The 12,089-nt window shown below is 64.4% G+C and carries 12 protein-coding genes; 7 read left to right on the forward strand and 5 right to left on the reverse strand.

Annotated elements, in window-relative coordinates:
* The first annotated feature begins 119 nt into the window (after positions 1 to 119).
* From ilvD to gloA, 3 genes are all read left to right on the forward strand, one after another.
* On the forward strand, positions 120 to 1,958 hold the full coding sequence (gene ilvD / locus EL191_RS22195; RefSeq protein ID WP_041980276.1) for a dihydroxy-acid dehydratase: 1,839 nt from the start codon (positions 120 to 122) through the stop codon (positions 1,956 to 1,958).
* Between the two features lie 115 nt (positions 1,959 to 2,073).
* A complete protein-coding gene (locus EL191_RS22200; RefSeq protein WP_041980277.1) occupies positions 2,074 to 2,532 on the forward strand; it encodes a metallophosphoesterase family protein in 459 nt (152 codons plus the stop codon).
* Between the two features lie 260 nt (positions 2,533 to 2,792).
* Positions 2,793 to 3,320, forward strand: coding sequence for a lactoylglutathione lyase (gene gloA, locus EL191_RS22205; protein ID WP_013717582.1), 528 nt, complete (start codon positions 2,793 to 2,795; stop codon positions 3,318 to 3,320).
* Positions 3,321 to 3,386: 66 nt separating this feature from the next.
* Here gloA and EL191_RS22210 read toward each other — a convergent pair whose 3' ends face one another.
* Together EL191_RS22210 and EL191_RS22215 are read right to left on the reverse strand one after the other, a co-directional pair.
* Positions 3,387 to 4,034, reverse strand: coding sequence for a YitT family protein (locus EL191_RS22210; protein WP_041980278.1), 648 nt, complete (start codon positions 4,032 to 4,034; stop codon positions 3,387 to 3,389).
* A gap of 108 nt (positions 4,035 to 4,142) precedes the next feature.
* Complete coding sequence (locus tag EL191_RS22215) at positions 4,143 to 4,673, reverse strand: dihydrofolate reductase (RefSeq protein ID WP_041980279.1); 531 nt, start codon at positions 4,671 to 4,673, stop codon at positions 4,143 to 4,145.
* A 141-nt stretch (positions 4,674 to 4,814) separates the two neighbouring features.
* Here EL191_RS22215 and EL191_RS22220 point away from each other — a divergent pair, with 141 nt between their 5' ends.
* From EL191_RS22220 to EL191_RS22230, 3 genes are read left to right on the forward strand one after another with little or no spacing between them, the layout of a single operon-like run.
* Positions 4,815 to 5,966: a glycerophosphodiester phosphodiesterase gene (locus EL191_RS22220; protein WP_041980281.1), complete on the forward strand. Its 1,152-nt coding sequence runs from the start codon at positions 4,815 to 4,817 to the stop codon at positions 5,964 to 5,966.
* A gap of 60 nt (positions 5,967 to 6,026) precedes the next feature.
* Positions 6,027 to 7,418 carry a DUF2868 domain-containing protein gene (locus EL191_RS22225; RefSeq protein WP_041980283.1) on the forward strand — a complete coding sequence of 464 codons (1,392 nt, stop codon included), beginning with the start codon at positions 6,027 to 6,029 and terminating at the stop codon, positions 7,416 to 7,418.
* Complete coding sequence (locus EL191_RS22230) at positions 7,411 to 8,793, forward strand: GTPase/DUF3482 domain-containing protein (RefSeq protein ID WP_041980284.1); 1,383 nt, start codon at positions 7,411 to 7,413, stop codon at positions 8,791 to 8,793. The genes EL191_RS22225 and EL191_RS22230 overlap by 8 nt, the downstream gene beginning before the upstream one ends.
* A gap of 17 nt (positions 8,794 to 8,810) precedes the next feature.
* Here EL191_RS22230 and EL191_RS22235 read toward each other — a convergent pair whose 3' ends face one another.
* Genes EL191_RS22235 through EL191_RS22245 form a run of 3 tightly spaced genes read right to left on the reverse strand, consistent with a single transcriptional unit; the run spans position 8,811 to position 11,198 of the window.
* Positions 8,811 to 9,605 (reverse strand): thymidylate synthase, encoded by a 795-nt coding sequence (locus tag EL191_RS22235; RefSeq protein ID WP_013717588.1) that lies wholly within the window; start codon positions 9,603 to 9,605, stop codon positions 8,811 to 8,813.
* A complete protein-coding gene (lgt, locus tag EL191_RS22240; RefSeq protein ID WP_013717589.1) occupies positions 9,605 to 10,405 on the reverse strand; it encodes a prolipoprotein diacylglyceryl transferase in 801 nt (266 codons plus the stop codon). The genes EL191_RS22235 and lgt overlap by 1 nt, the downstream gene beginning before the upstream one ends.
* Before the next feature lie 10 nt (positions 10,406 to 10,415).
* Positions 10,416 to 11,198 carry a sulfite exporter TauE/SafE family protein gene (locus EL191_RS22245; protein WP_041980285.1) on the reverse strand — a complete coding sequence of 261 codons (783 nt, stop codon included), beginning with the start codon at positions 11,196 to 11,198 and terminating at the stop codon, positions 10,416 to 10,418.
* Positions 11,199 to 11,325: 127 nt separating this feature from the next.
* Between EL191_RS22245 and EL191_RS22250 the strand changes: the two genes are divergently transcribed.
* Positions 11,326 to 12,069 carry an NRDE family protein gene (locus EL191_RS22250; RefSeq protein WP_041980286.1) on the forward strand — a complete coding sequence of 248 codons (744 nt, stop codon included), beginning with the start codon at positions 11,326 to 11,328 and terminating at the stop codon, positions 12,067 to 12,069.
* Positions 12,070 to 12,089: the final 20 nt, after the last annotated feature.

Consider the following 12,089-nt stretch of genomic DNA (forward strand, 5'->3'; position numbering starts at 1 on the left):
GAGCCCCGGCCGTACGAACGGTGATCCCGTTTCGTCATGCAGCCTCCTGACACCGCGGCGATCTGCCGCTCGACGACGCTCACCGCACACACAACCGAATTAGTCGCAGGAATACCGTCATGCCCGATTACCGCTCGAAAACCTCCACCCACGGCCGCAACATGGCCGGCGCCCGCGCCCTGTGGCGCGCCACCGGGATGAAGGACGAAGACTTCAAGAAACCGATCATCGCCATCGCCAACTCCTTCACCCAGTTCGTGCCCGGCCACGTGCACCTCAAGGACCTGGGTCAGCTGGTCGCCCGCGAGATCGAGAAAGCCGGCGGCGTGGCCAAGGAATTCAACACCATCGCCGTGGACGACGGCATCGCCATGGGCCACGACGGCATGCTCTATTCGCTGCCGAGCCGCGAGATCATCGCCGACTCCGTGGAGTACATGGTCAACGCCCACTGCGCCGACGCCATCGTCTGCATCTCTAACTGCGACAAGATCACCCCCGGCATGCTGATGGCCGCCCTGCGCCTGAACATCCCGGTGGTCTTCGTCTCCGGCGGCCCGATGGAAGCCGGCAAGACCAAACTGGCCAGCCACGGCCTGGACCTGGTCGACGCCATGGTCATCGCCGCCGACTCCAGCGCCTCCGACGAGAAGGTCGCCGAGTACGAGCGTAGCGCCTGCCCGACCTGCGGCAGCTGTTCCGGCATGTTCACCGCCAACTCGATGAACTGCCTGACCGAAGCCTTAGGGCTTTCCCTGCCGGGCAACGGTTCGACCCTGGCCACCCACAGTGATCGCGAGCAGCTGTTCCTGCGCGCCGGCCGCCTGGCCGTCGAGCTGTGCCAGCGCTACTACGGCGAAGGCGACGAGTCGGTGCTGCCGCGCAACATCGCCAACTTCAAGGCGTTCGAGAACGCCATGATGCTCGACATCGCCATGGGCGGCTCGACCAACACCATCCTCCACCTGCTGGCCGCGGCCCAGGAAGGCGAGGTCGCCTTCGACCTGCGCGACATCGATCGCCTGTCGCGCAAGGTGCCGCAGCTGTGCAAGGTGGCGCCGAACATCCAGAAGTACCACATGGAAGACGTGCACCGCGCCGGTGGCATCTTCTCTATCCTCGGCGAACTGGCCCGTGGCGGCCTGCTGCACACCGATGTGCACACCGTACACAGCCCCAACATGGCCGAAGCCATTGCCCAGTGGGACATCACCCAGACCCAGGACGAAGCGGTTCACCACTTCTTCAAGGCTGGCCCGGCCGGCATCCCGACCCAAACCGCGTTCAGCCAGAGCACCCGCTGGCCGAGCCTGGACGACGACCGCGAGAACGGCTGCATCCGCAGCGTCGAGCACGCCTATTCGCAGGAAGGCGGCCTGGCCGTGCTGTACGGCAACATCGCCCTCGACGGCTGCGTGGTGAAGACCGCCGGCGTCGACGAGTCCATCCACGTGTTCGAAGGCACCGCCAAGGTGTTCGAGAGCCAGGACAGCGCGGTAAAAGGCATCCTCGCCGACGAAGTGAAGGAAGGTGACATCGTCATCATCCGCTACGAAGGTCCGAAAGGCGGCCCGGGCATGCAGGAAATGCTCTACCCAACCTCGTATCTGAAGTCCAAGGGCCTGGGCAAGGCGTGCGCCCTGCTCACCGACGGCCGTTTCTCCGGCGGCACCAGCGGCCTGTCCATCGGCCACGCCTCGCCGGAAGCAGCCGCAGGCGGCGCCATCGGCCTGGTCAAGGACGGCGACAAGGTACTGATCGACATCCCCAACCGCAGCATCAACCTGCTGGTCAGCGATGAAGAACTGGCTTCCCGTCGCGCCGAGCAGGACAAGAAAGGCTGGAAGCCGGCCGCACCGCGCACCCGCAAGGTGACCACGGCGCTCAAGGCCTACGCCCTGCTTGCCACCAGCGCCGACAAGGGCGCCGTGCGCAACAAGGCTCTGCTCGACGGCTGATCGCTGTTGCATAGGAAAGCCCGGCCACTGTGCCGGGCTTTTTCTTGCACTCGGGTTTTGCATTGCAGTGCGTTCCGCCGCAAGCTGATCTCTCGCTCACTGAAGGGAGAGTTCCATGCGCATCGGCCTGATCGCCGACACCCACAACCTGCTACGCACTGAAGCGCTGGCGGCATTGCAGGGCGTCGACCACCTGATTCATGCCGGTGATATCGGTGGACCGCATATTCTCGCCGAACTGCAGCGCATCGCGCCGCTGTCGGTGGTGCGCGGCAATAATGATGACGAGGCCTGGGCCGATGCGATTCCGGAAAACCTGACCCTGCGCTTCGGCGCGCTCAGCCTTTATGTCCTGCATGACCTCAAGCAATTGGCCATCGATCCCAGGGCCGAAGGTATCGATGTGGTGGTCACCGGGCATTCCCACAAACCGCTGCATGAAGAGCGCAACGGCGTGCTCTACCTCAACCCCGGTAGCGCCGGACCGCGGCGCTTCAAACTGCCCATCGGCGTGGGCATCCTGGATATCGAAGGCCGCCAGGTACGAGCCGAACTGATCACGCTGCAGGTCTGATGACCATCGTAGGGTAGACGACGCTTCACCCATCCAACGTCCCGCCAAACCGGTGGACAGGAAAAGCGTTGCCCACCATATACGCCGTAGGAGCGGCTTCAGCCGCGATGCTTCGCGTCAATCGCGGCTGAAGCCGCTCCTACAAACGCCCCTGCTTAGTTGCTTGGTCAGGGCTGGCTACGCTTACAACACACTTGAAAAACGTTGCCACCGAATCCATCTAGGGAGATACAGCCTTTTCCCGCCTGATGGAGAACCCCATGACCCTCGACGAGCTCAACGCCATTCCCGGCGTGACAGCCAAGCCCGACGTCGCCACCGCCGACTTCGTTTACAACCACACCATGATCCGCGTGAAGGATCTGCAGAAGTCGCTGGATTTCTACACCCGCGTGCTGGGCTTCACCCTGCTGGAGAAGAAGGAATTCCCCGAGGCCGAGTTCAGCCTGTACTTCCTCGCGCTGATCAATGACAAGTCGCAGATCCCGGCTGACCCGGCCGCCCGCCATCAGTGGCGCAAATCCATCCCCGGCGTACTGGAGCTGACCTATAACTACGGCACAGAAAAGGACCCGGAATTCGCCTACCACAGCGGCAACAGCGACCCGCGCGGTTTCGGCCACCTGTGCGTATCGGTGCCGGACATCAAGGCCGCCTGCCAGCGTTTCGAAGACCTCGGTGTGGACTTCCAGAAGCGCCTGACCGACGGCCGCATGCGCGATATCGCCTTCATCAAGGACCCGGACGGCTACTGGGTCGAGATCATCCAGTTCACCGAAGTAATCTGACTCTCGCGCCGGCAAAACCGACGAGGGGCTGCCTCCAGCGAGGTAGCCCCTCGTTCGATGATGCGCTCAACTGACGCCGACGTAGCGGTCCGCCCGATGATTGATCGCCAGCACCAGATTGAGCATCACCGCCCCCAGCACCGAGAGCAGCACCTTGTCTGGTGACACCACGAAGATGGCCGCCAGCACGATGCTCGCGTCGATGGCCATCTGTACGGCGCCCGCGCGCAGACCGAAGCGTTCCTGCATGTACAGGGCGAGAATGTTCACCCCGCCCAGGCTGGCGCGGTGACGAAACAGCATGAGCAAACCCAGCCCCATCGCAGCGCCACCGAACAATGCGGCATAGATCGCACTCAGGTGGGCGAAGGCGACCCAGTGTGGCGTCAGTTCGGCCAGCAGTGAAACCAGCAACACCGCGCAACCGGTACGCAAGGTGAACCCCCAGCCCATGCGCCAGATACCGAGCAGGTAGAAAGGCAGATTGACCAGGCAGAACACCAGGCCAAACGACCAGCCGGCCTGATAGTTGGCCAGAAACGCGATGCCAACGGTACCGCCAGTCAGCAACCCGGCATGCGTGTAGAAGGCGATGCCCAGGGCCACCAGGGCGGTGCCGAACAGCAAGGCCAGCGCATCCTCCCACAGCGGGTGGCGCACGAAGAGTGCGGCGACGGCGCTCGGGCGCTCGTCGATGGACGATTGATCTGTCATCGAAATACCTGCAGCAAAGTTCACCGAAGAATTACGGCAGAGGCAAGGCATTGGCCGTCACGCGTGCTGGAGAATCAAGCAGCAGAGACGGCCGGAGGGTCGTTATCGTTATGCGCCGCGCCGCTCCCACACCTCGAAGGCGTAGAACGGTGTCTCGGCAGAAGCCGGATGCTCGACGCTGGACGTCATGCGCCAGGCAGACTCGTCGATTTCCGGGAAGAAAGCGTCACCATCGGGCTCAAGCCCCACACGCGTCAGGTACAGGCGATCAGCCTGGGCCAACCCCAAGTCGTAGAGCTGCGCGCCGCCAATCAGCATCAGCTCCTCAGCATCCTCTTCACGGGCCCAGGCATCGGCCCGCTCGATGGCCGCCTCCAGGGTGGCGAACACCTCGGCACCTTCCAGCGCCAGGCCAGGCTGGCGGCTGACCACGATATTGAGCCGTCCCGGCAGCGGGCGACCGAGCGAGTCCCAGGTCTTGCGCCCCATGATGATCGGCTTGCCCAGGGTCATCGCCTTGAAGTGCTTGAGGTCCGCCGGCAGATGCCAGGGCAATTGATTGTCACGGCCGATCACGCGGTTGTACGCGAGCGCGGCGATGAGGCTGAGGGGCAGTGTCGTTTTCATGGTCGCGAGCATAGCAGAGCACCTGACGCACCCGCAGCCCACCTTTGGCTTTGCCTGACGATCCACCCAGTCGGCCAGGCTTGGCCCGCTGTCGCACAATCGTCATCCTTACCGTTGCAGGCTTGGGTTTCCATCGTGCAAGGAGGTACCACCATGTTGACGCAATCACTTCGCGGCTGGCTGCTCTGCGCCGGCCTGCTGCTGCCCACCCTCGGCATGGCTGCATCAGCCGAGCCCGACAGCGTACAAACCGCCATCGACTGGGCACAGCAACAGCCCGTGGCGCACAAGAGCAAGCCCCATGGCGACGCCAAGCCGCTGGTGATCGCTCACCGCGGCGCCAGCGGCTACGCCCCCGAACACACGCTGGCCGCCTACGCCCTGGCCATCCTCCAGGGCGCGGATTACGTCGAACCGGACCTGGTAATGACCCGCGACGGCCAGCTGGTGGCACGCCATGACAACGAGCTGGGGCTGACCACCGACGTCTCGCAGCGGCCGCAATTCGCCAATCGCAAGCGCACCCAGATGGTGGATGGCGTCAGCCTGGAAGGCTGGTTCAGCGAGGACTTCACCCTGGCCGAACTCAAGACCCTGCGTGCCATCGAGCGCATCCCGCAGGTGCGTCCAGCCAATACGCGCTTCGATAGCCAGTTCGAAATTCCAACCCTGCAGGAAATCATCGACCTTGTGAAAAGCCTGCAACTCAGCCAGCAGCGGGTCATCGGCCTGTATCCGGAAACCAAGCACCCGACGCATTTCCAGCAGATAGGCCTGGCCATGGAGAAACCGTTGGTGAAGGTACTCAAGCGCAACGGATACGACAGTGCCAAGGCGCCGGTGTACATCCAGTCCTTCGAAGTGGAGAACCTCAAGACCCTGAGCCGCCTGACTCAGGTGCGTTTGGTGCAGCTACTCTGGACCGAGGGCCAGCCCTATGACCAACAGGTGCTCGGCACCGGCCTGGGCTACGCGCAGATGATCACGCCCAAGGGGCTGCAGGCCATTGCCCGCTACGCCAGCGGCATCGGCCCGGAAAAAGGCATGATCATCCCGCGTGACGCCGCCGGCAACCTGACCACGCCGACCCATCTGGTGCACGATGCCCATGCCGCCAAGCTCAAGGTGCACCCCTACACCTTCCGCGCCGAGAATGCCTTCCTGCCCACCAGCCTGCGCAGTGATGGCGAGCCGAGCGAGCGCGGCGACATCGAGGCCGAACTGCGCGCCTTCCTTGCCACTGGCATCGACGGTCTGTTCATCGACCAACCGGACATCGCGGTACGCCTGCGCGAGACGCACTGAGTCGCGCCGGAACGGATCAGGGGTTATTCTCAACCCCTGATCCGAACGACGAGACGCCGCGTGACTGACGCCTCCTCCCCCACCGTATTCCAACGCCTCTGGCTCAGCGAGACGATTCGCCTACGCGAAGAACACGCCGGCCCGCTCGAGGACACCGAGGCCAATCGCCTGGCCCGAGCCGAGCACAGCGAGCTGGTTGAGCGTATCCAGCATCGTGCCCTGCTGTTGGCACGTCGTGATGGACAGTGGCAAGCGCTGCAGCACTGGCTGCAAGGCGCGCGTCTGGCTGGCCTGCTACTCACCCTGCTGGCATTACTCAGCGGCATCGGCCTGGCCCTGGCTGCCCTCGGGGACGGTCGCCAGCCGGTCAACGTGTTCTGGGCTTTGGGCAGCCTGCTCGGGCTCAATCTGCTGATGCTGGTGGGCTGGTTGCTCGGCCTGCTGCTGACCCGCGATCACCCCGGCGCACTCGGGCGCCTGTGGCTGTGGCTCAGCGAGAAGCTGGCGCGCGACGCTAGCGCCGCGCAACTGGCCCCGGCTCTGCTGCTGATGCTGCAACGCCAACGTCTGACTCGCTGGGGCCTGGGCCTGCTGGTCAACGGTCTGTGGACGCTGACCATGCTCGCAGCTCTGGCCACCCTGCTGCTGTTGCTCGCCACGCGCCGCTATGGCTTCGTCTGGGAAACGACCATCCTTGGTGGTGACACCTTCATCGCCCTGACCCAGGCCATCGGCGCCCTGCACGCCTTGTTCGGCTTCAGCCTGCCGGACGTCGAACTGATACGCGCCAGCGGCGACGCCGCCATCGCCAGCGAGGCGGCCAGGCAAAGCTGGGCCGGCTGGTTGGTCGGCGTAGTGCTGATCTACGGTCTGCTGCCACGCCTGCTGCTGGCACTGCTGTGCCTATGGCGCTGGCAGTCCGGCAAAGGCGCACTGAGCCTGGACCTCGACCTGCCCGGCTACAGCCTGCTGCGCCAGCGCCTGCAACCGGACAGCGAACGCCTCGGTGTCTGTGATCTGGCCCCAGCCGCCCTGCACCAGCCGCAAGGTGGTGCCCATTCCCAGCCGGGCAGCGGCGCCCTCCTGCTTGGCCTGGAGCTCGACGACCGGCGCCCCTGGCCGCCTGCTCCATTGCCAAAGGGCGTAGCCAATGCCGGTGTGATCGACAACCGCGAACAGCGCCGGCAATTGCTCGAGCAACTGACCCGCTTCCCCCCTGAGCGCCTGGCCATCGCTTGCGACCCGCGGCGCTCGCCAGATCGCGGCACTCTTGCACTGCTCGGCGAACTGGCGCGCTCGTCCTCCGCCACCCGCATCTGGCTGCTGCCACCCGCGCCCGGCGAGGTTCTAGACAGCGCACGCCTGGCGGACTGGCATCAGGCAATCACCAACCTCGGATTGCAGCATGGCGACAGTGCGCCGTTGAGCTGGCTGGAGACGGGCCATGACTGACCCACTGAAACTGGCCCTGGTCGGCCATACCAATGTCGGCAAGACCTCATTGCTGCGCACGCTGACTCGCGATGTGGAGTTCGGCGAGGTATCACCGCGTGCCAGCACCACCCGTCATGTCGAGGGCGCTCGCTTGTCGGTAGAGGGCCAGGCGCTGCTTGAGCTGTACGACACCCCTGGCCTGGAAGACGCCATCGCCCTGTTCGATTATCTGGAGCGCCTTGACCGTCCCGGCGAACGCCTGGATGGCCCGGCGCGGCTGGCGCGTTTTCTCGAAGGCAGCGAGGCACGCCAGCGCTATGAGCAGGAGGCCAAGGTGCTACGTCAGCTCATGGCGTCCGACGCGGGGCTCTATGTGATCGACGTACGCGAACCGGTGCTGGCCAAGTACCGTGACGAACTGGCGGTACTCACCATGTGTGGCCGCCCGCTGCTGCCGGTCCTCAATTTCGTTGCCAGCAGCCAGCACCGCGAAGGTGAGTGGCGCGAGGCCCTGGCCCGCCTCGGCCTGCATGCATTGGTGGCGTTCGACAGCGTGGCGCCGCCGGAGGACGGCGAACGACGCCTTTACGAGAGCCTGGCGCTGCTGCTGGAACGTTCGCGCCCGCAGTTGCAGCGCCTGATCGAGGATCACGAAGCGCAGCGCCGGGCTCGACGCCAGGCCGGCAACCGGCTGATCGCCGAACTGCTGATCGACTGCGCCGCCTGTCGCCGCAGCGTCGCCGCCCAGCCAGTGCTGGAACAGGGCGCGATCAGCGAGCTGCGCACGGCCATCCGCCAGCGCGAGCAGCGCTGCGTCGAAGCGCTGCTGCGCCTGTACGCCTTTCGCAGCAGCGATGCCAAAGCGGCCGACCTGCCGTTGCTCGACGGTCGCTGGGGCGATGATCTGTTCAATCCCGAAACTCTCAAGCAGCTCGGCATCAAGGTCGGCGGCGGCATGGCCGCGGGTGCGGCCACCGGCGTTGGCATCGACTTGCTGGTCGGCGGCCTGACCATGGGCGCGGCGGCTGCATTGGGCGCAGTGATCGGTGGCAGCGCACAGACCCTGCGCAACTATGGGCAACGGCTGAAAGGCAAATTGAAGGGCCAGCGCGAACTGACCGTCGACGACGCCGTGCTACGCCTGCTCGCCCTGCGCCAACAACAGTTGCTGGCGGCGCTGAACAAGCGCGGCCACGCCGCCATGGACGCCATCAGCCTCGGTGCCCCGCAGGAAACTCTGTGGCGCCAGGGCAGGCTGCCCGCACCACTGAACGTGGCGCGCGCGCATCCCGAATGGTCGTCACTGAATCCAGGCGCACGCCTGGAAGAGGCCGAGCGCGCCGAACAGGTAGAGCGCCTGCGCAACGACCTCTCCATACAATCGGAGAGCTAAAGCCCACCACTTCAATGTCAGACCGCCACCGGCGCCTTGATATGCGGGTGCGCTTCGTAGCCCACCAGCTCGAAGTCCTCGAATTTGAAGGCCAACAGGTCCTTCACCTCGGGGTTGAGCTTCATGGTCGGCAGCGGCAGCGGCTGGCGGGTCAGCTGCAGATCGGCCTGCTCGATATGGTTGGCGTACAGGTGGCAATCACCGCCAGTCCAGATGAACTCACCCGGCTGCAGATCGCACACCTGCGCCACCATCAGCGTCAGCAGCGCATAGCTGGCGATGTTGAAGGGCACGCCGAGGAAGATATCTGCCGAGCGCTGGTAGAGCTGGCAACTGAGCTTGCCGTCAGCCACGTAGAACTGGAACAGCGCGTGGCACGGCGGCAGCGCCATTTGCTCGACCAGCGCCGGATTCCAGGCTGAGACGATCAGGCGACGCGAGTCCGGATTTTTCTTGATCATCTCGATCAACTTGGCGATCTGGTCGATGGACTCACCATTGGGCGCCGGCCAACTGCGCCACTGGTAACCGTAGACCGGGCCAAGGTTGCCATTCTCGTCGGCCCACTCGTCCCAGATGCTGACACCGTTGTCCTTGAGGTACTTGATGTTGGTGTCACCCTGCAGGAACCACAGCAACTCGTGGATGATAGAGCGCAGGTGGCACTTCTTGGTGGTGACGATTGGGAAACCATCAGCCAGGTCGAAGCGCATCTGGTAGCCAAACACGCTGTAGGTGCCGGTGCCGGTACGGTCTTCCTTGAAGGTGCCGTGCTCACGCACGTGGCGCATCAGGTCGAGGTACTGTTTCATCACACGGCTCCTTGTACGGGCTGGCGCTTGTAGGCGTAGGCGATCAGGCCCAGGCCAGCGAGGATCATCGGTACGCACAGCACCTGGCCCATGGTCAGCCAGCCCCAGGCCAGGTAGCCAAGCTGGGCGTCGGGCACACGGACGAATTCGACGATGAAGCGGAACACGCCGTAGCAGGCGGCGAACATGCCGGACACGGCCATGGTCGGGCGCGGCTTACGCGAATAGAACCAGAGGATGGTGAACAGCGCCACGCCTTCCAGGGCGAACTGGTAAAGCTGCGATGGATGGCGCGCCAGTTGCTGTGGATCGGTGGGGAAGACCATCGCCCAGGGCACGTCAGTGGCCTTGCCCCAGAGTTCGGCGTTGATGAAGTTGCCGATCCGCCCGGCGCCCAGGCCGATCGGTACCAGCGGCGCGATGAAGTCCATCAGCTCGAAGAAGCTCTTGCCGTTGCGCTTGCCGAACCACCAGGTCGACAGCATCACCCCGATCAGTCCGCCATGGAAAGACATACCGCCTTCCCAGACCCGCAGGATCTTCGCCGGTTCGGCGATGTACGCCGGCAGATCGTAGAACAACACGTAGCCCAGTCGCCCACCGAGAATCACCCCCATGGCCACCCAGAACACCAGGTCGGACAGTTTGTCCTTGTTCCAGGTCGAGTCGAAACGCTCCAGCCGGCGCGAAGCCAGCAGCCAGGCGCCACCGATACCGACCAGGTACATCAGGCCGTACCAGTGGATTTTCAGGGGACCGAGGGCGATGGCCACCGGGTCGATCTGCGGATAAGGCAGCATCCAGGACTCCTTAAATGAAAAAACTCACGCCCACGCTGAACAGCAGCAGGGCGAACAGGCGCTTGAGCAACTGTGGCGACAGGCGATGAGCCAGGCGCGCACCAAAACGGGCAAAGAACATGCTGGTCACTGCGATGCCCAGCAATGCCGGGAGGTACACGAAACCGACGCTCCAAGGCGGCAGATGCGCATTCCCCCAGCCGGTAAACATGAAGCTCAGCGCACCGGCGATGGCGATGGGCAAACCACAGGCTGCCGAGGTCGCCACCGCCTGCTGGATCGGCACACTGCGCCAGACCAGAAAGGGCACGGTCAGCGAGCCACCGCCGATGCCGAAGATTGCCGAGGCCCAGCCGATCACACCACCGGCCACCGTCAGCGTCGGCTTGCCTGGGACACCGCGGCTGGCTTTGGGTTTCAGGTCCAGCGCCATCTGCGCGGCCACGATGATCGCGAAGGTCCCGATGATCTTCTGCAGCATCGGCCCCTGGATCAGCGCTGCGGTCAGCGCACCCAGCGCCGCGCCGAGCAGAATGCCCAGGCTCAGCCAGCGAAACAGCGGCCAGCGCACCGCCCCCTTGCGATGGTGTTCGAGCAATGAGTTGATCGAGGTGAAGACGATGGTCGCCAGCGACGTGCCCACTGCCAGGTGGGTGAGAATCTCCGTCGCCATACCCTGTGAGGTAAAACTCAGCACCAGCACCGGTACGATGATCAGACCGCCACCCACGCCGAACAGACCCGCCAGCACACCGGCAGCCGAACCCAGCACCAGGTAGAGCAGCAGTTCCATCGACACCCCCGAAAACAAAGCGGCATGGTAGCGGAAATGCCTTCGCAACGGCACACGGATCGACAGAACGGTTGCCGCCTGCGGCTCAGCTCGCTAGCCTGCCAGACTCGCCACTGGAGGAATGCGCATGTGCCTGATCGTCTTCGCCTGGCAGCCGGAAAGCCCGACGGTGCTGCGCCTGGCATCCAATCGTGACGAGTTCCATGCGCGCCCCAGCGCAGCGCTGGGCGAGTGGCCGGACGCCCCTGGCGTATTCGCCGGCCGTGACCTGCAAGCCGGTGGCACCTGGCTTGGCATCACCACCCTGGGCCGCTTCGCCGCACTGACCAATATCCGCGACCTGAGACAGAAAGCCGGCCCGCGTTCACGCGGTGCACTGACGGCCGACTACCTGCAAGGCCAGGATTCGGCGCCTGCGTATCTCGACAGGATCATGCGCGATGCGGCCGAGTACCCCGGTTTCAACCTGCTGGTCGGTGATCGCCATCAGCTCTGGCATTTCAACTCTCAGGAAAGACGGCCCAGGCAACTGGAGCGCGGCATCTACGGGATGTCCAACGCCAGCCTCGACACCCCCTGGCCGAAGCTGCTGAGTGCCAAGGACGCCCTGAGAGAGCGTATCGAGGCAGAGGATGAAGCCCTGCTGGCGCTACTGGCTGACCGCAGCCCGCCCGCCGATCACCTGCTACCGGACACGGGCGTAGGGCTGGCGACGGAGCGCCTGCTCTCGACTACATTCATCATCGGCGAGGCCTATGGCACCCGCGCCAGCACCGTGTTGAATCTTGACCGGGATGGGCACTGGAGTATCACCGAGCGCAGCTTCGGGCCAAATGGCGCCGTGCTGGGTGAAGTCGCGTTACGCAGGTAGCTTGGGTGCAATCCAGGGAG

This window comes from Pseudomonas mendocina (assembly GCF_900636545.1).
GTDB lineage: Bacteria > Pseudomonadota > Gammaproteobacteria > Pseudomonadales > Pseudomonadaceae > Aquipseudomonas > Aquipseudomonas mendocina.

Coding starts and splice junctions, on each gene's coding strand:
- ilvD (WP_041980276.1), top strand. CDS start 120: ATGCCCGATTACCGCTCGAAAACCTCCACCCACGGCCGCAACATGGCC.
- EL191_RS22200 (WP_041980277.1), top strand. CDS start 2,074: ATGCGCATCGGCCTGATCGCCGACACCCACAACCTGCTACGCACTGAA.
- EL191_RS22210 (WP_041980278.1), bottom strand. CDS start 4,034: ATGACAGATCAATCGTCCATCGACGAGCGCCCGAGCGCCGTCGCCGCA.
- gloA (WP_013717582.1), top strand. CDS start 2,793: ATGACCCTCGACGAGCTCAACGCCATTCCCGGCGTGACAGCCAAGCCC.
- EL191_RS22230 (WP_041980284.1), top strand. CDS start 7,411: ATGACTGACCCACTGAAACTGGCCCTGGTCGGCCATACCAATGTCGGC.
- lgt (WP_013717589.1), bottom strand. CDS start 10,405: ATGCTGCCTTATCCGCAGATCGACCCGGTGGCCATCGCCCTCGGTCCC.
- EL191_RS22235 (WP_013717588.1), bottom strand. CDS start 9,605: ATGAAACAGTACCTCGACCTGATGCGCCACGTGCGTGAGCACGGCACC.
- EL191_RS22215 (WP_041980279.1), bottom strand. CDS start 4,673: ATGCTCGCGACCATGAAAACGACACTGCCCCTCAGCCTCATCGCCGCG.
- EL191_RS22245 (WP_041980285.1), bottom strand. CDS start 11,198: ATGGAACTGCTGCTCTACCTGGTGCTGGGTTCGGCTGCCGGTGTGCTG.
- EL191_RS22220 (WP_041980281.1), top strand. CDS start 4,815: ATGTTGACGCAATCACTTCGCGGCTGGCTGCTCTGCGCCGGCCTGCTG.
- EL191_RS22250 (WP_041980286.1), top strand. CDS start 11,326: ATGTGCCTGATCGTCTTCGCCTGGCAGCCGGAAAGCCCGACGGTGCTG.